Origin of the sequence: Vibrio renipiscarius, from assembly GCF_000827885.1 — a bacterium.
Taxonomy (GTDB): domain Bacteria; phylum Pseudomonadota; class Gammaproteobacteria; order Enterobacterales; family Vibrionaceae; genus Vibrio; species Vibrio renipiscarius.
The window spans coordinates 382,798-407,357 of the sequence record NZ_JTKH01000024.1 but is presented as its reverse complement, the minus strand read 5'-3'; the positions used below and the strand labels follow the sequence as shown (position 1 = coordinate 407,357).

Below are 24,560 nucleotides of genomic sequence, written 5' to 3'. Positions count from 1 at the left end.
TTTATGAATACTCTATGGGTGCAGGATCAATGGAGAACAAATAATGAAAAAACGATTTTGGTGACGGGTATGTCGCTGACTTATCAAGTCTTGCCGATGTCGAAGCCTTTGCCAACGTAATAGGTAAGTACTTTGATAATGATTCAGGTTGTTTCACGGCTCCTCATGTAGATGCAATGAATAAAGCGAAGAACGACAAACTCGTTGAGTCCATTGAATCCCTGCTAACAGAAAAGTTGGCAAGCTAGCCTATTATTTTCCGTATTCTCGGAAGAGCTTGGAATTTCCAAGCTCTTTTTTGATTATTAACAAAAGGTAAATTCTGATTTCTTTTTGCGGCGTATTATAAACAAAACCTTTTGTGTTTAAGCTTGGCTAAGTTGAAATTTCGCAGACTTAGGAGCTTAACATGCATTACGAAGGTAAAATTTATCGCCCTTGGATGGAAGCAGAGAGTGTACTGATCCAAACCACGTTAGGGTGCAGTAACAATCAATGTACTTTTTGTACCATGTTCGATGATAAGCGATTCAAAGTTCGTGAAATAGACGATATCTTTAAAGATATCGCCGAGGTTCGTGCCACTTATCCAAAGGTCGAGTCCATTTTTTTGATCGATGGTAACGTCATGGCGATGCGTACAGAGAAGCTACTCGCCATTCTTGATCGTATCAAAATGACGTTTCCAGAATTAAAGCACCTAGCCCTATATTCAGGTTTTAATGATTTTCGTCGCAAAAGCATTTCAGAGCTAAAAGAATTACGCTCTGCTGGGTTAACCACCGCATATTCAGGCCTTGAGTCTGGTGATCCTATTGTGTTAGAGCGTATCAAAAAGGGCATGACACGAGAGCATGCCATCCAAGGTATGGAGATGGCGCGTGAGGCTAACATTCAGGTGCTTGCTTCTTTTATTTTTGGTTTAGGCGGTCGTGAGCGTTCAAAAGAACACGCTGAGAACACCACCAGTCTTCTTAATATCATGCACCCTGACGCGATAGCCCCGATGGCATTAGCGATACAACCCGGTAGCCAATTGGAGCGCGAGGTTGCCAACGGCGAATTTGTCTTACCAACCCCGCTACAAATACTCCACGAAGAAAAATATCTTCTTGAAAATATGGATGATTTCCCATGCTTTTATTGGGGCGATCACGGTAATAACATCGCGACAATGCGAGGAGTGTGGCCGGAGGCTCGTCAGCCATTTTTAGAAAATATTAACAAACACATCAATCATAACCCGATGGCAAAGAAAAACGTGATCGAAACTTATGCTTGGTAGTGTGAGATCTATTTCGTTCGAGTTAATTAATTTTGGTAGCACAAACTCACAAATAAACTAGTTATTTATTGCTAATTCAGTTTGTGATTTTCGTTAATTGTATGGATTGGTGTAATGGTATATCTATATTTACGACAATATACCGTTTACATATTCTTCTCAAAGAACTCACGGAGAGTTTATTATGAAATATGCAGGTTTTCAGACGTTTACAACAGAACAGAAAAATGGAATTCTTACCGTTACATTTGACTTTGGTACAGTGAATGTTCAAGGGCAAGAAATGCTCGCAGACTTAAACAGTCTGGCAATGAGGCTCGAGCGTGACCGCGAGACTAAAGTGGTTGTATTCCAATCAGCAAATCCTGAAGTTTGGGTTTGTCACTATGATACTGAGCTATTGAAAGACATGTCGACTGAGGCCGTTTCTCGTGAAGACGCACAGCTTCTAGACTTGCAAGTGGTATGTGAGCGAATCAGTAAAGTTCCTCAGGCAACGATTGCTAAGCTTGAAGGTTTTGCCCGTGGGGGCGCCCATGAGCTCGCATTAGCGCTAGATATGCGTTTCGCTGCTCGTGGCAAATTCAAGTTCATGCAAATGGAAGTCGGTATGGGTATTTTGCCATGTGGTGGCGGTGCATCGCGTATGGCCCGTCAGGTTGGTCTTGGCCGTGCCCTAGAAATTGTGTTGAGTGCACGTGACTTTGATGCCGATGAAGCAGAAGCTTACGGTACAATCAACAAAGCGTTAGAACCGGATGAGATTGGTCCATATGTTGATGCACTTGCACAGCGCATTTCTAAGTTTCCTGCGGAATCGATTAATGCTTGTAAGCAGATGGTGTATGAGTCCATTGATAAACCCATTGACGAAGCGCTAAAAGCGGAAGCGTACTGGCTTTATCAAGCGACAAGCAAAACAGCGGCTGTTAAGCGTTTCCAAATTGCTGATGATCAAGGCCTAGAGCACGATATGGAAAACCAGCGTAACTGGGAAGACTTAGTGATGAAGGTTCAAGACATCAACTAATCCCAATTCAATTCGATTTAGAAAAAGCGCCTGATATTTAGGCGCTTTTTTGATCTCAATATTATTCTCTTAAAGAGCTTCAACTCGGTTTCTACCCAGACTTTTGGCTTTATATAGCGCTTGATCTGCTCGATCAACGAACGTTTCAAGCGTGTCGTTTGGCTGAAACGTGGTAACGCCTAAACTTGCCGTGACATGTTTCACTTCCGGGAAAATATGGTCATGAATAAGAGATCGATATGTTTCTGCTTGAGCTATCGCACTTTTTAAGTCTGCTTGAGGGCATAAGATTAGGAATTCTTCGCCACCCCAACGGCCTGCGGTATCAACAATTCGAGAATGGCTGCCGAAAATTTTAGCAACTTGCACTAAGCATTTATCGCCCGCAAGGTGACCAAAATCATCGTTCACTGTTTTGAAATGGTCGAGATCCGCTAAAATAATGCTCAGCGGTTCTTGGTCACGCTTGTAACGTTGAATTTCTTGATTCAGTTTACTATCAAGTTCAAGTCGGTTGACTAGGCCTGTCAGTACATCTGTTTTTGCCAATTTTATTGCTTTTTCGGCAAGTTCTTTTTGAGTTGTGATATCAGTAGAAATACCAAGAACACCAATAATATGGTTAGTATCAGAATAGACGGGTGTGTTGACACTAAGATAAATTCGCTTATTCGCAGAGCCGTCATTTACGATTAGTTCAATTTCGGTAGACTCGCCCGATAGCGCTTTTAAATCATTTTCTTTTATCTTTTGTGCGGTTTCAGGCGGGAAAAATTGGCCATCGGAAGCCAAATAAAGCTCTTCCATTGTGCACTCAAACAGTTTTAATGTTTGTATGTTGGCGTATACATATTCAAGCTTACGATTTTTCACATAAACAAAAGATGGCACATGATCGAGTGCGGTACGCAAGCCACTAAGTAAGAGGCTATCTTTGTTTCCTTTTGACGAACTCATTGTAATCTCAAAGATGGTTTAAATATTAAAGTTACAGAAAGACCGCATCATGAAGATGGTCAGTTGTTGATAGAAATACTCGTTCTTAATCGATTTCCGAAGACGCAATTATAGACAAAACTTTAAGAGGTAAGCTATTTATTTTGGTAACAAAATGGGTCAGGCCTATAAATAGGCTATCGTCGGAAATTAAACAATATAGTGGATAACGATAGGTGATTTACAAAAGCATTATGTGTATTTATTTAACCTTGGCTCACTTTAAAATTGGCCCAAAGCGCAATTAACGTAAGTTGGGAAATGTCGTTTTTTTGATTGTTACTAAAGAGCCAGTTTTCATGAGTAACCAGTGTGAGCGCGAATAATCGTTACGCATTCGAGTGAAATCTGACGTCACCAAAATGCGTTTGTATTCTGATCACTCTTTGGCAAGGCAACATCACGACCTTTGAATACAATGCACAAAAAAAGCGAACCAATCGGTTCGCTTAATAATTCAATCCAATTCAATCCAAATCAGCGACCATATACGTTACTGATAATGGTCCACACTTGGGCATGAACAGATCAAGTTACGATCGCCATAAACATTGTCTACGCGATTGACTGTCGGCCAATATTTCGATTGTTTCGTGGCATAAGATGGGAAGCAAGCGACCTCACGTGAGTATGGGCGGTCCCATTGCTCGGCAGATAAATCCACTTGAGTGTGCGGCGCATTGACGAGCGGGTTGTTATCTAATGGCCATTCGCCATTTTTCACTTTATCCATCTCTAAACGAATCGCCACCATGGCTTCACAGAAGCGATCCAACTCTTCTAAATCTTCTGATTCGGTTGGCTCAACCATCAGCGTGCCTGCCACTGGGAACGACATGGTTGGGGCATGAAAGCCGTAATCCATTAAGCGTTTCGCAATGTCTTCTTCACTAATTCCTGTTTCTTCTTTGAGTGGGCGAATATCAATGATGCATTCGTGGGCTACTCGGCCATGAGTGCCGCGGTAAAGAACAGGGTAGTAAGGGCGTAGCATCTCCATGACATAATTCGCATTTAGAATCGCCACTTTGGTTGCTTCGGTTAAACCCACTTCGCCCATCATTGCAATATAGGCCCACGAGATTGGCAAGATAGAGGCGCTACCCAGATCGGCGGCTGAAACGGCAAAGGCTTCGCCTTCAACGCCATTTTCAATATGGCCGGGTAGGAAAGGCGCAAGGTGTGATTTAACACCAATTGGCCCCATGCCTGGACCACCGCCACCATGCGGAATACAGAACGTTTTATGCAAATTGAGGTGTGACACATCGGAGCCAATAAAGCCCGGAGTGGTTAGGCCCACCTGAGCATTCATGTTGGCACCATCGAGGTACACTTGGCCACCGGCTTCGTGCACCATTTCGCATACCAGCTTCACTTGCTCTTCATACACGCCATGTGTTGAAGGGTAGGTAATCATGATGCTGGAGAGGTTATCGCGGTGCTTTTCGATTTTATCCGCCAGGTCGCTAATATCGATGTTGCCTTCTTGATCGCATTTCACGACGACAACTTTCATCGAGACCATTGAGGCTGTCGCTGGGTTAGTGCCGTGCGCGGAGCTTGGGATCAAACAGACATTGCGGTGCGTATCACCACGGCTTTCGTGGTAACGCTGAATTGCGATTAAGCCAGCGTATTCCCCCGAGGCGCCCGAGTTTGGTTGGAGCGAGAAGTCATCGTAGCCAGTGATCTCACACAATTTCTGTTTAAGATCTTTCGCCAGCGCGGTGTAACCTGCTGCTTGTTCAAGAGGGACGAATGGGTGCAGCGCGCCAAATTCTGGCCAAGTGACAGGAATCATCTCTGCGGCCGCATTGAGTTTCATGGTGCAGCTGCCGAGTGGGATCATGCCGTGAGTCAACGAGAAGTCTTTGTTTTCCAGCTGTTTTAGATAACGCATCATCTGTGTTTCACTGTGATGGGTGTTAAACACTGGGTGGGTTAAGAAGGCGCTGGTGCGACGACAAGATTCTGGGATCGCGGCAAACTCGTTATTCTCAATATCCGAGGCGAGTGTGGCTGCATTTTGTTCGATGCCGAATATTGCAAATAAGGCTTCGATATCCGCCACGGTGGTGGTTTCATCCAGGCTCACCCCAAGTTGCTGGGCTGATCTGAATAGACGTAGGTTGATGTCGTTTGCTTGTGCTTTTTGATACAGCTCGTCAGTCTTTGCGCCGCTATTAATCGTTAGTGTGTCAAAGAAGCTGTTATGCGCCAGTTCAAAGCCCGACTTGGTTAAACCAGCGGCAAGAATGGCCGTCATGTGGTGTGTGCGACGTGCAATCGTACGCAAGCCTTCTGCGCCATGGTACACCGCGTAGAAAGACGCCATATTGGCCAGTAATGCTTGCGCAGTACAAATGTTTGAGGTCGCTTTCTCGCGGCGGATATGCTGTTCACGCGTTTGCATTGCCATGCGCAGTGCTTGGTTGCCATTGGCATCAATTGAAACGCCAATCACACGGCCTGGCATGGTGCGTTTATGTTTGTCTTTGGTGGCCATGAAAGCTGCATGTGGGCCGCCATATCCCATCGGTACGCCAAAGCGTTGCGCGGAACCGATGACCACGTCTGCGCCCATTTCTCCTGCCGGTTTTAATAGGGTGCTTGCCAGCAGATCGGTCGCGACGGTGACGAGGATTTTGTTGGCTTGAGCTGCGTGAATTAAATCCGTTAGGTCACGCACTTCGCCCGTGGTGGATGGGTATTGTATTAACGCACCAAAGGCTTCGTGATTGGTTAGAGAATCAAGATCATCAACGATGACGTCAAAGCCGATGAATTTCGCGCGAGTTTTGACGACTTCGATGGTTTGTGGATGCACATTGGATGCAACGAAGAAGCAGTTACTCTTACTTTTACCGGCACGTTTGCATAAGGTCATGGCTTCAGCGGCGGCGGTGGCTTCATCGAGCAACGAGGCGTTGGCGATTTCCATTCCGGTAAGATCCATCACCATCTGTTGGAAGTTGAGCAGCGCTTCTAAACGGCCTTGAGAGATTTCGGGTTGGTAAGGGGTATAAGCGGTATACCAGCCTGGATTTTCAAAAACATTGCGCAGAATGACGTTAGGCGTGAAGGTGTTGTAATAACCCTGACCGATATAAGTGCGTTTGATTTGGTTGAGCTTGGCAAACTCTTTCATTTCCCCAAGCATGTCCGCTTCGCTTTTGGCTTCGGTCAGCGCGAGTGGTTTTTCTAGGCGAATTTGCGCCGGAACGGTTTGGATAATGAGTTCATCGAGACTTTTTGCGTTAATCGCATCAAGCATCGATTGTTGGTCGGCTTTATTTGGCCCATTGTGGCGAGCGACGAACTCATGTTGGGTGCTGAGGCTTTGAAGTAGTGTTGTCATTGTCCTTTACCTTCTGGCTCAGATGGCGAAGCTCACTCCTGTCCCGTGGGGACGAAGTGGGCCGGTATCCATTAATACGAGCCTTTAAAAAAAGCCGCCCACTTTCATGGACAGCTTTTAGTGATATTTGATTACTCTTCTTCGATAGAGTTTAAGTATTCTTCGGCGTCTTTGAGATCATCCAGTTCTGCTGGGTCAGCCAACTTCACCTTCACAATCCAACCACCATCGTAAGGTTCTTCGTTGATGAGCTCTGGACTGTCTTCTAACTCCTCGTTGACTTCGATAATCTCACCGGTGACTGGCGCATAGATGTCTGATGCGGCTTTCACTGATTCGACCAATGAGAAGTTTTCACCGGCATCGATTTCTGCTTCGACTTCAGGTAAGTCTACGAAAACGACATCACCGAGCATTTCTTGTGCATGCTCTGAGATACCGATTGTGACGGTGCCATCACCGTTGTCACGTACCCATTCGTGGCTTTCTGTAAACTTGAGGGTTTTGTCCATTGCTTAATCTCCACATTTAATTTTTAGGTCAAGAGTGAGTGCTGGGCAGATGTCTCTACCATCTGTTTCATCTTCTATGCGTATTGGGTTTAAGTCCCTTTCGCTGCGCACTTGTCTTAATTCCGGTGAGTCTAAATCTTGCTAGGCTAGTGTGCCTAGGCTAATTATCACACCAAAACGACGATGCGTATGTTGTGATCATCACGAATGCTAGTGCGACGAGTGAAGCCCTCAATAAATCGTTTTTGTGCGCTATTGGAGGTATGCCATCGCCGCGATTAAAATATTTTCAGGCTAACATCTTGGTAACATAGCGGTTGATGTAAAAACAATCAACCCCAAAGTTTCCTATAGGAAACATAGTTTCTAAATCTGTTAACGACCCCACGATTGGCGAACTTTTGTCCTTTTTTATTCTGGGGGCTTACTGCACAATGACACGTTATACAGGAAGTACAAAACGCAGGGGGATGCATGGCAGAAGAGATCTATGATGAGTATCCATCACTCACATTAGCCAAAGAAAGCCACGAGCAGACCATTGCTCCACTTAAGTTGGGTGAGCGCATTAAAGCGATCCGTACTCGTCTTGGGATCACCTTAGAAGAAGCCAGTCAGCGAACGGGATTGGCTCGCTCAACGCTAAGCAAAATTGAAAACGAGCAAATATCGCCCACCTTTCAAGCGATGCAAAAGCTCGCCCATGGTTTGCAAATTGATATGCCACAACTGTTTGAAAAACCAAATAAAAAAGTGGCAACAGGGCGTCGGGATATTACTTTGCAGGGCGATGGAAAGCCACATCCAACCCAAACCTATGAGCATGAATTACTCGCAACCCAACTACTAAACAAGAAAATGATGCCGTTTAAAAGCCGCGTACGAGCACGCTCGTTTGAGGAGTACGGTGATTGGGTAAGGCATGAAGGGGAAGAGTTTTTATTGATTCTCTCTGGGGTCGTGACCTTCTTTTCTGAGTTCTATGAACCGGTGCAATTAAGCGAAGGCGATAGCGTTTACTATGATGCCAACATGGGCCACATGCTGGTTTCTGTGAGTGGTGAAGATGCATTGATTTTGTGGGTGACGGCAAAATAAGCGTTAGATTTATGATGTGAAATGCATTATGGGATACGGGTTCGTGGGGAGTGCGAGTGTTAGCCTCATCCTCCTTAGGGGCGCTTGTTCTGTGTTTAAGAATGTGTTTTAAATGTTAAATGTCACACTTTGCATCAGTGACCCACGTTTAACCGTGCAAAGCGTTGACCTTCGTGTTTATTATCGGAAACAAGATTTATTCGACCTTTCTTAACCGTGTTATTCGATTATTTGAATAGCAAAGTGAGATTACCCGTAGAACCAAACGGACATTTGGAGAGCCTCATGACTCAAGCACTATTGACTACGCCATTACACGCCTTACATATCGAAGCCGGAGCCAAAATGGTGCCTTTTGCTGGCTACGATATGCCCGTGCAGTACAAGTTGGGTGTCAAGAAAGAGCACTTACACACTCGAGCGCATGCCGGACTGTTTGATGTTTCGCACATGGGGCAATTAAGGTTAAAAGGCGACGATGCTGCGGCGTTTCTTGAGACACTTGTTCCAGTGGATATTATCGATTTACCCGCGGGCAATCAGCGCTATGCTTTTTTTACGAACCCTCAAGGCGGCATCATGGACGACTTGATGGTGGCGAACTTAGGTGACCATTTGTTCGTGGTGGTGAATGCCGCGTGTAAGACGCAAGATATTGCGCATTTGCAAGCACACCTTCCCCAGCATGTTGAGTTAGAGGTGATTGAAGACAGAGCTCTATTAGCGCTACAAGGGCCGAAGGCGGTTGATGTGCTCAAGCGGCTGCAACCTTCCGTCGCGGACATGATCTTTATGGATGTCGGTGTATTTGAGGTGATGGGGGTTGAATGCATTATCTCACGCAGTGGCTATACCGGAGAAGATGGTTATGAGATCTCCGTGCCCGCTGCGCAAGCTGAAGCACTAGCACAAACATTATTAGCGGAAGATGAAGTCGAATGGATTGGCCTTGGGGCGCGTGATTCATTACGCCTAGAGTGTGGTTTGTGTTTATACGGCCATGATCTCGATACTACCACGACGCCAGTTGAAGCGAGTTTGTTGTGGGGGATTCAAAAGGTACGTCGCTCTGGCGAAGCTCGTGCGGGCGGCTTTCCCGGTGCTGATATCATTTTGACTCAAATTGAAACAAAGCAAGTGGCGCGTAAACGTGTTGGATTGGTGGGTGAAACCAAAGCACCGGTGCGCGAAGGTTGTGAACTTTTTGATGCGCAAGGCACAAAAATCGGGGTGGTCACCAGTGGTACAGCGGGGCCATCTGCGGGTAAGCCCGTATCCATGGGGTACGTCAACGCTGAGTCTGCCTTAATAGGGAATCAAATATTTGCTGAAGTGCGCGGCAAGAGGCTTGCAATGACGATTGAAAAAATGCCATTTGTTCCGCAAAGATATTATCGTGGCAAATAATGCGCTTGGATACGTATCCTCGTCCTACTAGACGTTGCAGCGGTGTTTGACTGGCACTCTCAAACCTCATCACATCGCGTATCTATGCTCAAAGGCTTTGTTCGCTTGCCGCCTACCGGCATCGCCAAGTCGTTTGCCTAGCCGTTTAGTATATGACCATTATAAAGCCTCTCTTTGAGAGGTTTTTTATTGATAAGGCGAGGTTTTGATCTGTGTGTCTTATATTTAAAGCATGTGCATAAAGTATGATTTGTACACGGTAATGGATACATCGTTTAACAAGGAGGGTGTTAATGCGAAAGTTAATATTGAGTGGTTCTCTATTGATGAGTGTTTGTGCTCATAGTCTAGAGGTCTCACCTTACATTATTAATGGCACGGACGTGGTTATTGCCGATTACCCTAACGTTGCCAGCTTGTTTTATGAAGACGAAAATGGCAACTATACCCGGAGTTTTTGCGGGGCAACGGTGATTAATGATCGTTACGTATTAACGGCGGCGCATTGTATTGCCGAGAACGAAGATCTCGATAAGATAACGGTTGTCTCGCAGCTGGTGGACGAAACGGATTATGCCTCGGTTGCACCGCAACGGGTCAGTGAGTATTTTTTCCCCTCAACATTTGTCAATTCTGCCAGCGCTTTGTGGCCCGATGATATTGCTATTTTAAAACTCGAAAGTGATCTAGGTACAGGGGACCTCATCGGGCAACTGAATCTGGATTCCTCCGGTGATTTAGCCAGTAATGACACCTATAAAATTGTTGGGCACGGGTTGATTTACGATGCCAGTAGTGGCCAATACATCAATGAAAACAACCTACTAGAGGCGACGTTAACCCCGTTAACGCTCAGCCAATGCAAAACCGCTTGGGGCGATAATTTTACGGCGAAACAGTACTGTTTTGATGGCACATTACCAAATGGCATTTTGCAAAATTCGCCGTGTGATGGCGATTCAGGCGGGCCGGTTTATCAGTTTACGGCAAGCGGGTATGTACAAATCGGTATCACCAGTTTTGGCTTAGCGCAATGCGGTGATCCCGCCCTAAGCACAGAAGTTACGTCAGGATTCACCAATGTCGCCGCGTATGAAGAGTGGATTACTACGGTGTTAAACGGCGAAGTCACGCCGGTTTATCAAGTGGTATTAGAGGACGGTGAGCGCGTGGTCATTGATCGACGCAGCAATAATTCAGAAGACATCGTGCCAGCAGAAAGCGGGGGATCTGGGGCTAATCTTTCCATTGCGGCCCTTTTAGGACTTTTGATTGTATTCCATTTGCGACATAGCAAAAGGTTGCGCAATAGATATCTCAGTAATCTTGCCTGTTCTCAAAATTAAGAAGTAAGTCGTAACTATTTAATATTATTAAAATTATTATCGTCAAGCTGGAAAGTGTGATCTAGCATCGTGTTGACTATTTGTGACTAAACGATAGTTTTAGGTAATACTGTTGTAATAATCAACTCGATCTAACGAAGCAGATTTTGGAGAAATCACTATGAGTGCGACGAACACCCACAACATTACTTTACTATCTGACGTGAGTATGCAATCGAAGTTGTTCAAAGATTCATTAGAGAGGGGCATCAAGATGGACGTTGAGCTCGTTTCTCTTGATGACTTAGATGAAAGCGCAGACGAAACACGACTGAGTCATTACGTGCTGATTGATTTCAATTACTTTAATGAAACGAACTTTGAACTGTATAACCAAGTGAAATTGGCGGCGAATACCAATGCCAAAGAGATCGTTATAAATTGTCCTAAAGATGTGCCTTCTTCTCAACTGTTCAAGTGGCGAAATTTAGTGGGTGTCTTTTATGTGGAAGATGATATTACGCTTCTGTTGAAGGGCATGGATAAGATCATGCAAGATGAAATGTGGTTATCTCGTAAGGTCGCTCAAGACTATATCGAACATTTCCGTTGCGCGAATTCAGTGACGACTTCTCAGGTCTACGCGAACTTGACCAAGCGTGAAAAAGAAATCATGCGTTTACTGGGGCATGGCGCATCCAATCTTCAAATCGCAGATGACCTCTTTGTCAGTGAAAATACGGTGAAAACGCACCTGCACAATATATTTAAGAAGATCAACGCTAAGAATCGCTTACAGGCGCTGCTATGGGCCAATAATAATATTGCCTTAGAAGAGCGTGTTTAACGCGATGATTTGATCATGCTATTTTGATCGTGTCGTAAAGGCGAAAATATCGCGACGATGGAATGGTATTGCGAAACGTTATTTTTAAAAGGGAACCTAGGTTCCCTTTTAGCATTTTTATGGGCTTGATTCGCCGCGTCTGCCGATCAGTCGTAAATCGTTGGAATCGGTTGACGTTTGTGCTGTGTGATGCGGTAAATGTGCACCAATCGTTCAGAGGCTCTTTGAGAGACCGGTTTGCCTTCCAAGAAGTCGTCGATTTCGTCGTAAGTCAGTTCAAGTGCATCTTCATCGGCTTTTTGCGGCGCCAGTTCTTCTAGATCGGCCGTCGGGACTTTTTTAACCAGTTGCTCGGGTGCGCCTAACGTGGCCGCCACTTCGCGTACTTGTCGCTTATTAAGGCCAAACAGTGGCGCTAAATCACAAGCACCATCACCAAACTTGGTATAAAAACCGGTAATGTTCTCTGCGGAGTGATCGGTCCCTAGTACTAGGCCGCCGACAAACCCTGCAATTTCATATTGAGCGATCATACGCGCTCGCGCTTTCACGTTGCCTTTGATGAAATCAACTTTTGCCGGATCTTGTGGAATTAAGCCTGTGTTTTCAAGCCCAACTAACGCGGCGGCATGCAGTCCGTCAGCACCATCTTTGATGTTAACGGAAACGGAATGTGTTGGTTGAATAAATTGCAGGGCGAGCTGAGCTTCATCTTCATCTTGTTGCTCGCCGTAGGGCAATCTCACCGCGATAAACTGGTAGCCGTGATCATTTTGCTCATTAAGTTCATTAACGGCAATTTGTGCAAGGCGACCGCAGGTGGTTGAATCCACACCGCCACTGATGCCAAGAACCAGCGCTTTGCAGCCTGAATCGGTTAACTTACGTTTGATAAAATCCACGCGACGAGTGATTTCAAAATGAGGGTCAATCGACGGTAAGACGCGCATTTCATCGCGAATCAACTGTTCCATTAGTTTTCTTCCTGCAGCTATATTGTGTATCGTAGTATCATACCTAAAACCAATAAATAGAAAACCGAGAACACGGATTTCCGCCCATTCAAGGTAAGAAATTATGAAAATTGCCGTATTTGGCAGCGCCTTTAATCCGCCGAGTTTAGGCCATAAGAGCGTAATTGAATCACTTGCTCATTTTGACCGTATTTTGTTGCTTCCCAGCATTGCACATGCTTGGGGTAAAGAAATGTTGGACTATACTTTACGTACACAGTTGGTGGATGCGTTTATTGATGACTTAAAGATGGCGAATGTGGCGCGTTGTACGATTGAAGAGCAGTTGTTTAACGTCTCACAGCAACCCGTCACTACCTACGCTGTGCTGAATGCGCTGCAAGAGGAAGATCATGCCGCTGAGCTTACTTTCGTGATTGGACCGGATAATTTTTTTAGTTTTGCTCAGTTTTATAATGCCCAAGAAATTGTCCGCCGATGGTCGGTGATGGCATGCCCAGAGAAAGTGGCGATTCGCAGTACTGACATACGAAATGCGCTCGCGCAAGGAATCGAAATTAATCACTTAACAACCTCAAACGTTTGCGCTATTTTAACCAAAAATAACTATTATTAACTCAAATATCAATAACCTTGGTTAATACGACCGCTATGTATCAATCAGGGCATTGAGGTGTTTATGGCGAAGAAAAGCGCGCTGCTTATTTTTGGCCTATTTTCAGCTTTTACTATTGCTTGCGATCAAAATTACACAACGGAAGTGGACGGACAATTAACGTATCAAGAAGACGATTTATGCTTTACGTTTCTCGATGACAGTTTGTACACGTATGAGCAATCATCGATTCCGATTTTGTTGGAAGAAGAAAGCACGAGTGAAACTGATTATTGGTCAGAATGGGTATTGAAAACGGAAACAAATCCGGTACTTACGAAAAATTTTTCCGATAATTATTTTGGTGTTGGCTGGTGGCAGCCTGACGGGGCGAATTCGACGGAAGAAGAACGGACGGCGGAAGAGTGGCTTATGGATCACGGCTTGATGTTTAGCGTCGGGTTTGGTGATAAGCAAGACGGGAAGCCGAGATTTAGGTTGGATTACTTATGGCATGATGAGCACCAAGATAATCTCATGATGCAAGTTGAAGTGCCGTTTTAACGGCACTTTTTTTAGTTTGCCTGACCCATTCCTTTTTGTCTGGTTGAACTGACATTTGCATAGTGGGTAATGATGTTGATTGGGATCTCTGGCTTAGAGAAAAAGTAGCCTTGGATCTGATTGCAGCCCATGCCTTTTAGTTTTTGCAGTGCCTCCTCACTTTCAACGCCTTCCGCTACCAAATTAACATCCAACTGCTTCGCCAACTGAATAATTAATGACACGACGCGCTCAGAGGTTTCATTGCTCAGCATATTCTTAATGAAGGTTGCGTCGATCTTAATCGTGTCGATCGGGTAGCTGTGAATGTAATTTAGACTAGAGTAACCCGTGCCAAAATCATCAAGAGCGATCGTAAAACCCTGATTACGCAGTTTATCTAGGATATAACGCACGTTATTGGTTTGCGAAAGTAACACGGTTTCGGTTAACTCAATCGTAAATTCGCGTGGTTCAAAGTTCATGCGGGTAATCGTTTTTGTCAGGTGGCGCATATAACGTGATGAGTCACTTAATTCATGCGCTGAGCAATTTAAGCTGAGGCGAATCTTATAGCCAAGACCAGCTTCTAACTCTTGTTTTGCCACGCACGCTAACTCAACGATGCGTTCGCCCAACTCTATGATTAATCCCGATTGTTCGGCCGCTTCGATAAATTCTGCCGGCGAAACCGCCCCTAACGTGTCGCTATTCCAGCGAGTCAGAATTTCAAAATAATCCCAGCGCTCAGAATCAAGCGAAACGATCGGTTGTGCGACCACATAAATTTCACTACCAGCGTCTGATGTTCTGTCTAACTCATTCCGCAGCGCGTCAATAACCATGGCTCGACGATAGTATTGCGCACTCAAATGCGTGTCGTAACTTTGTACTTTGCTATTGCGAGTCTGCTTACAATCTTTCAAAGCCAGTGAGGCATTGAGGATCAATTGATCGGGGGTGAGGCGCTGTTCGGTTTTGCGTGCCAACCCAATGCTGATGCTGATTTTTATCCTATGTGATGGGTCGGTGTACCCTTTATTGAGGCGTGAAATTAGCGTTTGGCAAATGGCCAGTGGATCGCTTGAAAACGTAATAAAAGCAAACTCATCTCCAGCAATTCGATACGCTTGGTTTTCTTCTTGTAATGCTTCCTCAATCGCTCTGCCAACGAATTTAAGTACCTGATCACCAATATAATTGCCATAGAGATCATTGATGGATTTAAAGTTGTCGATATCAATGTAAGCGAGGGTAAAAGGTTCGGATTTTGTTTGAGTGAACCGTTCTAGCGAGTTGGATAAATAACTGCGATTGAGCAACCCAGTCAAGTTATCGTGAGAGACTTCGTGACTGAGTTGATGGACTAAGGTATCTGAGCGAGCGGCCAGCCATTTCGATCGTAAGCTATGAATGACGATGTTGGCAAACAGGGTGTGGTAATAGATTAAAGAGGATGTCTGCTTGGTTTCAGCCGTGAATGTAGACAGCAATATGCCTAAAATATCCCCTGAACGGTTGCGCAGTGGCACTCCTAAATACGACTCAACGTCGTTATCAACGAGATACGTATCTTGCGGAAACTGTTGTCTTACGTCTTTTTCAAATAAGCAGAACACACTGTCTGATTTACTCACAATATCGCAAGGCGTTCCCGATAACGAATAGGAAAAAGGCTGCGCAATTTGATGAGAACATGCAAAGGAAAGCGTTTGTGCGCTATAGTTAACTTTGTCGATCTCGATGATGCTGCAGCACTGGCTATCAAACATGTTATGTAATGTTAAGGTAATCTGATGAAGCAACTCTGGGCCATCAAGGGCGACAATGCGATTCAGTTCATCCATACCGATTGAATGCGTTTTAGCAATCCTAGCCATAACGAATTCTCCTTATCTACGGTTACGCTGTTTACTTGCCGATAAAGCGCTTTAAATTAAATATGAAGCAAGTTGCATTATTTTGCAAATGTAAAAGGTGTTTACAGTAAGCGCGATTTCAAGTAATCGAGAAATAATTGCGTGCGGGTATTTTGGTAATCCAATTTGGGGTGATAGGCATAAACCGTTGCTTCATCGGCCGTGATATCGGGAAGAATCCGGATTAACGTCCCCAATTTTAATTCTTCTTTGATCATGACATCGTTGGTGAGCAGAACGCCCATTCCCGCTTTTGCAGCATAAAAAAGCGCTTCAGGATTCGTGGTGGAAAAATTCCCCGAGAGCAGGACACGTTGACCTTTTGACAATTTAACTTCGCGTTGTGGATGCTCGCCCCAAATGAGTATGTTGTGTGCGCTGAGGTCTTGAACGATGGTGGGTTCGCCATGGCGTTCTAAATAGAGCGGCGAAGCGTAAAAGCCGGCTTTATGTTCAAATAATCGCGTCGCTTTAAAGCTTAATGAGTTGAGCTGTTCGATCTCACGGCTGATATACAAATCCAAGCTCAAGGCAGGCAATTGGCCAGGTGTGGTCGTGGTGAGTTGAATTTGAATATCTGGGTAGAGCGATAAGAAATCGTCCAGATATTGCACCAGGAACTTTGAGCCTACCGCGAGCGTTGCGCCAATCTTTAGTAGTCCTGCTGGGGATTGGTCGATTGATCGTGTTTCATCGACAATAGATTGCCAGCCATCGATCTGTACTTTTGCTCGCGTGTAAAACAGTGCGCCAGCTTCGGTTTGAGAGACGGAACGGGTTGTGCGCTTGAGTAATTGCACGCCAATGCGTTCTTCTAGCCAATGAATGCGTTTGCTGATTGCTGAGCTGGTGGTATTTAAACGCCGCGCAGCACCATTAAAACTGCCTTCATCCACGACGAGTATGTAGCTCTTGACGTTTTGTAACCAATCCATTGTATACCTTTACGTGTTGTCCCAAAGGAAAGCGATGTTTCCCATGTAGGTGAGGCTATTTTTACCGATTAATTTAAACGCTGTTTTTTGTCGATGCAAGCGAACTAGATAGGGTGAGGGCGCATTATCATGAGTATTTCACGTGAGCGAATATCGCCAAATTGAGCGCATAAGGTTACAATGCGCGCCATATCGCGATATTAATACCATAGGGTGACATTATGGAACATAAAGAGTTTGAAGAGCTTGTAAAATTAGCCAGTCAACAAGAAGCCTTACCGCAAGCATTAGAGATTTTAAAAGCGAGCGATGATCAAGAAGTAGCAGAAGCGGCGGCGTCGTTAGCGGGCCAATTCGCGTTAGCGGAAGTTGATGGTGAGAAGCGTGTTTACCACGTTACCCTGCAAGCGGATGAGCAAGGCGAAGAACAAGAGTTTGTTGAGCATGTGATGAACGAAGGCGATGACGTTATTCGTTTTGTTGCTTGGTTCTTTGATGCGATGTTTGAAGTTAAGCGCAAAGATACCTACCAAGCGGCGGGTAAAACTTACCAGCAAGCAAAGCGCAGCTAATTAAGCCTCAGCTTGAATTAAAAAAGAAACCCTGGCTCTCATGCTGGGGTTTCTTTTTTTGCGATTAGGCGTCAATGCTAGCTTGATTTCGCTAGCCTTGATTTCTCTCGAGATTGATGACGTTGTCAGGTCTATTATTCAACCCTTTTTCGTCAATCCAAGTCGCTAAGTTGTCAGCCCCACCAATGTATTGACCATCCAACCAAATTTGCGGCACGGTCACGGGGGTCTTCATGCCAATGTGCGCTTTTACTTCAGGGATCATACGGTAGAGCGCCGCGCTATCTTTAACGACATCAAAATACTGGTAGTCTATTCCTGCGTCATCAAGTCGCTTTTTGGCTTCAACACAGTAAGGGCATGTGGCTTTACCGTAGACAATATTGCCTTTCAGCGCGTCACGCTGTGCCCATTGTTGAATGACTGATTGAATCAACACGCCACGATTCAATGCTTCGCCTTGGCTCACCACTTTTCCTTCTACAACCAGAATAGGTGCATGCCACGATCCGAGTTTAAGGGGCTCCCACCAGTGAGACAGCCAATCTTTTACTTCTAACTCAATCGGGATGCCTGCTAATTCATTCGAGAAGGTATCTTGTAAGATATCTTTCGTCAGTGTGCATTCACCACAAGGAATATTAACCTTAAAAGGCCCCCAACTCCCCGCCCAGCGATAGAGTGTGATTTTGATAGGTTGTGTCATGCGTATCTCCCGAATTCAGCTAAGCGGTTGGGACAAATCTCTTCTTAATCATAGAAGAAATTCAAGCCATTTCAGTTATTAAGAACGGTGAAATGGCCGATTAATTTCAACAAACTAACTTTTTTTACGAAACTTCTTACTTTCCCACTGGGTAATGAAGGCAACCGACATAATGATGATGGCCGCGCCAAGCCATAGACGACCTGGTGGCGCCCAACCAAAGACGACCCAACCCGCTAACACATTTAATGGTAGTTTCGCGTGATCGAATGGTTGCACGAATGACGCATCAGCGACGGCGTAGGCTTTAACGATAGCCCATTGCGCCAGTGCGGTTGCGGCGCCTGCGGCGATGAGCACTAACCAAACATTCAGTCCGGTTGGCATTTGCCAATCAGGTAGCGCGAGTAGCAGGTTAAATGGGGTAATCAGTACAAGTAAGTACACCACCATGGTTGACGGTGAATCATCGGCAGACAGTTTTTTTACCATTAGCGAATAACACGCCCAGAAGAAAGCAGCGCCAATGGGTAACAATGTCGCCCAATTAAAATTATCAGCCCATGGTTCTAAGATGATCATTGCGCCGACAAAACCCGAAAGGGTGGCGACCCAACGCGCAGTACCAACGTTTTCTTTAAGCAGTAAGCCTGATCCGATGGTAGCAAAAAGAGGCGAGGTCATTAATAGCGCAATGCCTTGCCAAATCGGCACAGGGTAAGCCAGAGCCCACAGCCACAACTGGATACCAATCACCGATAAAAAGACTCGGAAAACGTGTAAACCAAACTTATTGGTTCTAAGTGATTGGCGAATACCTAACGTTTTTAAATAAGGCAAGATGGCCACTAAGGCAATGGCGTATTGCACCAATGCAACGGTGGTTGAAGGCAGACCAAACTGAATACTAGCGACTTGGGCAAGGCTGTTAACGATCGCGAAAGACAAACCTGCGGTTAGCATCCAACTCGCGCCTTGAATAGGGTGGTGATTGTGGCTCATAAAAATAGATACTCGGAAAAGATGGCGGAATCATACGACTTTATTTGTGGTCTTACCTTACTTTTTTGACCGATTGAACAAGACGACAGCGAATATAGACAATGACTGGTCTATCCCCGTCCTACTTGACGTTGCAGTGGCGTTGACTGGCCACTTTCAAACCTCATCACATAGTGCCTCCATGTGATGAGGCTTTGTTCGTTTAGGCGGCTTCTTCAACTTTTAATTGGCGTTCGACTTGCTGAAACGCTCTTCGGTACATTAGCCATGCGCTTAGGCCAGCCCCCAGGTTGCCGACTAAAGCGCCCCAAAATATGCCTTGAATACCGGCAATCATGGAGCCGATCCACAAACAAGGTAAGAAGAAGACGAACAGCCGTAGCGCGGAAATGGTGAGTGCAGTGTAAGACTTACCCAGAGCGTTATTGACGGAAACCATCAACATGCAAATGCCGAGGGGCCCTAAGCTAAAAGGCACGATCATAAGGTGCCAGCTTAAGATCTCTTTTACCTGTTGATCACTGGTCATCACGGTTGTGAGAAAGTCGCTGCTTAACCAGGTTACCGCGGCCACCACAAGTTGGAATACGAGGATGTACTTGCAAGCAAGGAGCACCAGTTGACGAATTTCCTCTAGCTTGTGCGCCCCAAGCATACGGCCCAACATAGGGGGCATCGACATAGTGAGTGCGAGTACCGAGACAATGGAAAAAAACTCGAAGCGAGAACCCAGTGCCCATGCCGCGACGGCGGCAGTCCCAAAGCTCGCCAGTAGTTTGGTTGCTAGCATAGAAGAAAGTGGAGGCAACAATTGGCTGACCATTGCCGGTCCCATAATATTGCCTATCGACGTTAGGCTTTTCGCGAGGTTTAAATCTTGCCAATCGAAGCTCATCCATTGCTTGCGAACCACTTTAGGCGCGACAAACACAATGCCTAAGCCAAAAGCAATAATCGTCGCTAGGGCGGCCCCATTGATGCCCATATCAAAAGTAAAAATGAATAGGGGATCGAGCGCTAAGTTAAGCAAGCTGGTGATGACCATCATGCTACCCGGTAGCATCGTGTTGCCATTTGCTCGGCAGACACTGTAAAAAAAGTAGAGCAGCGCACCTGTCCACGAACTGACAAGCCAATAGAGCCAATAGCTATCGATAATCGCAAAGACACTTTCTGGCGCGCCTAGCATGAGCAATATAGGCTCACGAATGAGATAGAGAACAACGCAGAAAAAAGCCATGCCCACCGTACCGAGCACGACGACTAAGCCGCCCAGTTGTTGTGCGTATTTTTCTTGTTTCGCGCCAATCGCTTTTGCTATCACGGCGGTAGTCGCAATGCCAAGGCCCACTTGAAGACCAATAATGATCATCTGGATTGGCAGAGTAAAACCTTGAGCGGCTAAAGGGAGAATGCCCAGTTGGCCAATAAATGCACTGTCCACAAGCTGGAAGCTCATCAATGACAATACCCCAAATAGCATGGGCCATGTCATTGTAAATAATTGTCTACCAAGATCTTTAGAATGCATCGTGTCGCCATCGATAAATAGGAAGTAAAAATAAAGCTGAGACAGGCTCAGCTTTATGGATATCTCATTACAGTTTACTCGATTATATGATGAATTCGAGTGCAGGCTTCTTGAAAGACTTTAAACATTTTCTTTAAAGTCGTCATCGTAGCCTTTGGGTGGTGGTGTCCAGCCGCGTTCATCGTTGTTATGTTTATCGGCACGATCGGTGGCGACTGCAAGTTTGATCTGCTCTTCAAGGTGCATAAACAATTGACGATAGTTGTTATCGAAACGTTCATCTGATGCGTCATCCAGCCAGGCTTGATAGAGCATGTCGGATTTCTTATCTTCGACACGCTTGTAACTGGCCTTTTGCTGTTCCACCAAAAATGGATGTTGTCCTAATTGTCTTAAGGCATGAGCACCTAATTCTAAGGCGGAATGATAAGTCTCAGATTCAATGACATCCGCGCCGGCTTGGCGCAAGCGGTAGCCTTCACCTCGGTCAAACGCCCGCACTAATATAATCACATTTGGGTAGGTATGTTTGACATACTTCACCAGCTCTAAAGCGGCATCGCGGTTATCGATCGCGATAACGATCATCGACGCTTCTTCAATTCCGGCGGTATGAAGTAAATCCGGTCGTGTCGCATCACCGAAAAAGGCTTTGGTATTGAATTGTCGAACGGTATGAATTTGATCCGCCTGGTGGTCAAGAATGACGGTTTTCACCCCATTTGCAACCAGCAAGCGGTTGACGATTTGGCCAAATCGCCCAATGCCCGCGATGATTACCGTGCCTTTTTCATCAATCTCATCCGCTTCATTTTGATTCGAGGCTTGCTCGTAACGTGGCAAAATGACTTTATCGAATAAGATAAAGAGCCCGGGCGTTAAGAACATCGACAGCGCGACAACGAGTGAGAGGATTTGCGCAATATCCGTTGGGATTACATGATTTTGAGTGGTAAAGCTGAGCAATACAAAACCAAATTCACCCGCCTGCGCCAAGCTCAAAGTAAATAGCCAGCGGTTGCTTTGACGAATTTTAAAGCAGAAGGCGAGCACATAGAGGATGAGCGCTTTGATGCCCATAACCCCAAGCGTTAAGCCGATGATAAGGAAAAAGTCGTCAAATAGAATACCAAAGTTGATCCCTGCTCCGACGGTGATAAAGAATAAGCCAAGCAAGAGCCCTTTAAACGGGTCGATATTGGATTCTAACTCATGACGAAATTCACTGTTCGCCAATACCACACCGGCGAGAAACGCCCCCAAGGCGGGCGATAAGCCGACGAGGCTCATTAATGCAGCAATGCCGATCACCAGCATCAGAGCGGTTGCAGTAAAAATCTCACGCAACCCTGAACTTGCAACAAAGCGAAATAGAGGGCGGCTTAAATAATGCCCGCCGATGACTAAGCCGAGTATGGACGCGACGATGACAAGGGCGTAAGCCCAGCTTGGCAAGCCTGCGACGAGACTGATTTCTTCGTGGTGTTCGGCGGCGGATGACGCCAATGCCTCGGCTTTCTCAATTAACTCCGGAAGGGCGAGCAGTGGGATAAACGCCAGCATTGGGATCACGGCAATGTCTTGGAAAAGCAAAACGGAGAAGGCGTTTTTTCCCCCTTCGCTTCGGTTTAAGCCTTTTTCATTGAACGTTTGTAAGACGATAGCGGTGGAAGAAAGGGCAAAAATCAAACCGATGGCGAGGGCAATACTCCACGGTTGATTGAAGTACATGGCGATGCCCATCACGACCGCTGTCGTGACACTCACCTGTAATCCCCCCAGGCCGAGCAATCGATTTCTCATCCCCCAAAGCATTTTGGGCTCTAACTCCAACCCGACTAAGAAGAGCATCATCACCACGCCAAATTCAGCAAAGTGCTGAATGGTGGTTGTTTCTTCTCCGACTAAGCCAATGATCGGGCCGATCACCACACCGGCAATTAAATAGCCTAATACCGAGCCTAGCCCAAGACGTTTGGCGATTGGCACAGCAATGACGGCAGCCGCAAGATAGATAAAAGCTTGGAGAAAATAACCGGTCATACTTGTTCTCCTGCGATCAGTTGATCTAAATAAGGATTAAGCTTTTCGACTTTATAAGCGCGTTTGTAGTCAAATTTATCGTCAACAAGCGCATTCAGCAGACGTTGCCACTGGGAGAGATGCAGATCGATACGGCCTTCTTCTTTGGCTGTTCTTGCACCAAACAGAGCCAGCGGTGGGATATATTTCATTCCCGTAATTGCGGCCATTTGCTCCATTGGGGAGAGCAGTTCGCGAATGGTAAAGTGGTTGTATCCTTTCGTTTGATACGCATCAGCTTTCCCCCCCGCGGATAATGCGCACATAAATCGCTTACCTTTTAGGGCAGTTCCGTCAGTTCCATAGGCAAAACCGTATTCAAGCACCAAGTCTTGCCATTCTTTGAGCATAGCGGGTGTGGAATACCAATAAAGAGGGAATTGAAAAATGATCACATCATGGTCGATTAGGCGCTTTTGCTCTCGATCGATGTTAATGCTGTAACTGGGATATTCATAGTACAGGTCAACACACGTTACCCCTTTGGTTTGTTGGGCGGCAGCGAAAATGGGCTGATTAACTTCTGAACGATGCTGGGAGGGATGAGCGTACAGGACAAGCACTTTATTTTTAGGCATATTGGCATCCTATTGGCGTTAACGGTTGAATACTTTTATTGATTAATGAAGTCTGCCCGTTCGACTTGAAGTTGCTGCGGTGTTGATTGGCATGCTCAAATCTCATCACATAGCGCATTTATGTTCAGCGTCTTTGTTGCTCTGAGATTGTGTTCGCTTGTCGCGTACTTGCATCTTCAAGTTGTTTGGGGTCGGTAATTATTGTTGCGCGTTACGTGCGTTCTAGCAACCCTATAAGGTCATGAAGGTGGTTTACCACGATGGAAGCCTGCTGAACAAAAGGGCTATTTTTACCATGGGTAACGAGGCATGAAGGCATGTTTGCATTGGTCGCCGCTTCAATGTCGTATAAATAATCCCCAACATAAAGCAGTGCTTCCGGCGCAATTTGCCACTCTTTGGCGAGCGCGATAAGCGCATCGGGCGACGGTTTTGGCGGATAGTGTTCACGGCTGATAATGCGGGTGATACCCAATTGGTTATGGTCGACCTTGGCTTGAGCTGCTTGTAAACAGTTGCGAGTAATGATGGCGGTATGTAGCGCTTGTGATTCGATATATTTCAGCAGAGCGGTGCAACCGGGCATGGTATAAGAGGCTTGGGCATCTTCAACTTCATGGTCGAGGATTTTTTGCTGTATTGACGCCCGCTGTGTTGGGCATGCAATGGTGTTGCTGTAGTGAAGAACATCAAGCGATGGAGGACAGCCTATTTGTGTTCTTAACCATTCAAAATCCATTTTTGAACTGACCAGCGTATTGTCTAAATCAAACACGATGGCGCGTAATTGTTTTGGTTCAAAAGGAATGATAGGGCGATTATCCATAATCCTACTCCAAAATACATCGCCCTTCAGTTTGATGAAGGGCGATGTTCATTAAGCGTATTCTTTTTCTAAATAAGCGACAATATCGGATGATTCATACATCCATTGCACGCCTTCAGGGGTTTCAATGCGTAAGCAAGGGACTTTTACTCGGCCACCCCCGGCTTCTAATTCTTGTCTATGTTGCGAGTTGTTTTTGGCATCGCGCAGCTCAATTTGAACCGATTGACGCTTCATTGCACGGCGGACTTTGACACAAAATGGACAGGCTTCAAATTGATACAAAGCGAGTTTTGACGCCTTGTCATTGACTTGCTGTTGTTGCTCAGTAGAACGTTTAACCCCACGAGGCGAAAACACGGCATTACCTACCAATATGAGACGGCCTAGCAGCCAACGAATAACCTTCATAGTAACCCTTACTTAACTAAATTGC

The 24,560-nt window shown here is 45.6% G+C and carries 22 protein-coding genes; 9 read left to right on the top strand and 13 right to left on the bottom strand.

The genetic code is table 11. The features are described from left to right. The first annotated feature begins 409 nt into the window (after positions 1-409). Together OJ16_RS15440 and OJ16_RS15435 are read left to right on the top strand one after the other, a co-directional pair. A complete protein-coding gene (locus OJ16_RS15440) occupies positions 410-1,285 on the top strand; it encodes a radical SAM protein (protein ID WP_040992142.1) in 876 nt (291 codons plus the stop codon). Between the two features lie 184 nt (positions 1,286-1,469). After that, the gene (locus OJ16_RS15435) at positions 1,470-2,315 is read left to right on the top strand and encodes an enoyl-CoA hydratase/isomerase family protein (protein ID WP_040992141.1); all 846 of its coding nucleotides are present in this window, start codon (positions 1,470-1,472) and stop codon (positions 2,313-2,315) included. A 69-nt stretch (positions 2,316-2,384) separates the two neighbouring features. Here the strand turns inward: OJ16_RS15435 and OJ16_RS15430 are convergent, their stop codons facing one another. The 3 genes from OJ16_RS15430 to gcvH all read right to left on the bottom strand — a co-directional run bounded on the left by OJ16_RS15430 (position 2,385) and on the right by gcvH (position 7,184). Next, positions 2,385-3,272, bottom strand: coding sequence for a sensor domain-containing diguanylate cyclase (locus OJ16_RS15430; protein ID WP_052810389.1), 888 nt, complete (start codon positions 3,270-3,272; stop codon positions 2,385-2,387). A 532-nt stretch (positions 3,273-3,804) separates the two neighbouring features. Continuing rightward, positions 3,805-6,672, bottom strand: coding sequence for an aminomethyl-transferring glycine dehydrogenase (gene gcvP / locus OJ16_RS15425; RefSeq protein ID WP_040992140.1), 2,868 nt, complete (start codon positions 6,670-6,672; stop codon positions 3,805-3,807). A gap of 131 nt (positions 6,673-6,803) precedes the next feature. Continuing rightward, the gene (gcvH, locus tag OJ16_RS15420; protein WP_040992139.1) at positions 6,804-7,184 is read right to left on the bottom strand and encodes a glycine cleavage system protein GcvH; all 381 of its coding nucleotides are present in this window, start codon (positions 7,182-7,184) and stop codon (positions 6,804-6,806) included. A gap of 474 nt (positions 7,185-7,658) precedes the next feature. Here gcvH and OJ16_RS15415 point away from each other — a divergent pair, with 474 nt between their 5' ends. From OJ16_RS15415 to OJ16_RS15400, 4 genes are all read left to right on the top strand, one after another. After that, positions 7,659-8,282, top strand: coding sequence for a helix-turn-helix domain-containing protein (locus OJ16_RS15415; protein ID WP_040992138.1), 624 nt, complete (start codon positions 7,659-7,661; stop codon positions 8,280-8,282). 285 nt (positions 8,283-8,567) lie between these two features. After that, positions 8,568-9,689 carry a glycine cleavage system aminomethyltransferase GcvT gene (gene gcvT / locus OJ16_RS15410; protein WP_040992137.1) on the top strand — a complete coding sequence of 374 codons (1,122 nt, stop codon included), beginning with the start codon at positions 8,568-8,570 and terminating at the stop codon, positions 9,687-9,689. A 293-nt stretch (positions 9,690-9,982) separates the two neighbouring features. Next, the gene (locus tag OJ16_RS15405; protein WP_040992136.1) at positions 9,983-11,035 is read left to right on the top strand and encodes a S1 family peptidase; all 1,053 of its coding nucleotides are present in this window, start codon (positions 9,983-9,985) and stop codon (positions 11,033-11,035) included. A 160-nt stretch (positions 11,036-11,195) separates the two neighbouring features. Next, complete coding sequence (locus OJ16_RS15400; RefSeq protein WP_040992135.1) at positions 11,196-11,861, top strand: LuxR C-terminal-related transcriptional regulator; 666 nt, start codon at positions 11,196-11,198, stop codon at positions 11,859-11,861. 146 nt (positions 11,862-12,007) lie between these two features. Here OJ16_RS15400 and nadE read toward each other — a convergent pair whose 3' ends face one another. Beyond that, on the bottom strand, positions 12,008-12,835 hold the full coding sequence (gene nadE, locus OJ16_RS15395) for an ammonia-dependent NAD(+) synthetase (protein WP_040992134.1): 828 nt from the start codon (positions 12,833-12,835) through the stop codon (positions 12,008-12,010). A 103-nt stretch (positions 12,836-12,938) separates the two neighbouring features. Here nadE and OJ16_RS15390 point away from each other — a divergent pair, with 103 nt between their 5' ends. Further along, positions 12,939-13,451, top strand: coding sequence for a nicotinate-nicotinamide nucleotide adenylyltransferase (locus OJ16_RS15390; protein ID WP_040992133.1), 513 nt, complete (start codon positions 12,939-12,941; stop codon positions 13,449-13,451). A gap of 63 nt (positions 13,452-13,514) precedes the next feature. Beyond that, on the top strand, positions 13,515-13,994 hold the full coding sequence (locus OJ16_RS15385) for a hypothetical protein (protein ID WP_040992132.1): 480 nt from the start codon (positions 13,515-13,517) through the stop codon (positions 13,992-13,994). 11 nt (positions 13,995-14,005) lie between these two features. Here OJ16_RS15385 and OJ16_RS15380 read toward each other — a convergent pair whose 3' ends face one another. Then, entirely contained in the window at positions 14,006-15,853 is a 1,848-nt protein-coding gene (locus OJ16_RS15380) for a putative bifunctional diguanylate cyclase/phosphodiesterase (protein ID WP_040992131.1), read from the bottom strand. Between the two features lie 101 nt (positions 15,854-15,954). After that, the gene (locus OJ16_RS15375; protein WP_040992130.1) at positions 15,955-16,827 is read right to left on the bottom strand and encodes a LysR family transcriptional regulator; all 873 of its coding nucleotides are present in this window, start codon (positions 16,825-16,827) and stop codon (positions 15,955-15,957) included. A 221-nt stretch (positions 16,828-17,048) separates the two neighbouring features. On the opposite strand from OJ16_RS15375, the gene OJ16_RS15370 reads away from it, so the two are divergent. After that, entirely contained in the window at positions 17,049-17,399 is a 351-nt protein-coding gene (locus tag OJ16_RS15370) for a hypothetical protein (protein WP_040992129.1), read from the top strand. A 91-nt stretch (positions 17,400-17,490) separates the two neighbouring features. Here the strand turns inward: OJ16_RS15370 and OJ16_RS15365 are convergent, their stop codons facing one another. From OJ16_RS15365 to OJ16_RS15335, 7 genes are all read right to left on the bottom strand, one after another. Beyond that, positions 17,491-18,105 carry a glutaredoxin domain-containing protein gene (locus OJ16_RS15365; protein WP_040992128.1) on the bottom strand — a complete coding sequence of 205 codons (615 nt, stop codon included), beginning with the start codon at positions 18,103-18,105 and terminating at the stop codon, positions 17,491-17,493. A 114-nt stretch (positions 18,106-18,219) separates the two neighbouring features. After that, positions 18,220-19,107, bottom strand: a complete 888-nt coding sequence (locus OJ16_RS15360) for a DMT family transporter (RefSeq protein ID WP_040992127.1) — start codon at positions 19,105-19,107, stop codon at positions 18,220-18,222. Positions 19,108-19,309: 202 nt separating this feature from the next. Continuing rightward, entirely contained in the window at positions 19,310-20,638 is a 1,329-nt protein-coding gene (locus tag OJ16_RS15355) for an MATE family efflux transporter (RefSeq protein WP_040992126.1), read from the bottom strand. 120 nt (positions 20,639-20,758) lie between these two features. Next, positions 20,759-22,681, bottom strand: coding sequence for a monovalent cation:proton antiporter-2 (CPA2) family protein (locus OJ16_RS15350; RefSeq protein ID WP_040992124.1), 1,923 nt, complete (start codon positions 22,679-22,681; stop codon positions 20,759-20,761). Continuing rightward, complete coding sequence (locus OJ16_RS15345) at positions 22,678-23,298, bottom strand: NAD(P)H-dependent oxidoreductase (RefSeq protein ID WP_040992123.1); 621 nt, start codon at positions 23,296-23,298, stop codon at positions 22,678-22,680. The genes OJ16_RS15350 and OJ16_RS15345 overlap by 4 nt, the downstream gene beginning before the upstream one ends. A gap of 211 nt (positions 23,299-23,509) precedes the next feature. Further along, positions 23,510-24,124: an HAD family hydrolase gene (locus OJ16_RS15340; protein WP_040992122.1), complete on the bottom strand. Its 615-nt coding sequence runs from the start codon at positions 24,122-24,124 to the stop codon at positions 23,510-23,512. Positions 24,125-24,175: 51 nt separating this feature from the next. Next, positions 24,176-24,535: a glutathione S-transferase N-terminal domain-containing protein gene (locus OJ16_RS15335; RefSeq protein ID WP_040992121.1), complete on the bottom strand. Its 360-nt coding sequence runs from the start codon at positions 24,533-24,535 to the stop codon at positions 24,176-24,178. Positions 24,536-24,560 lie beyond the last annotated feature (25 nt).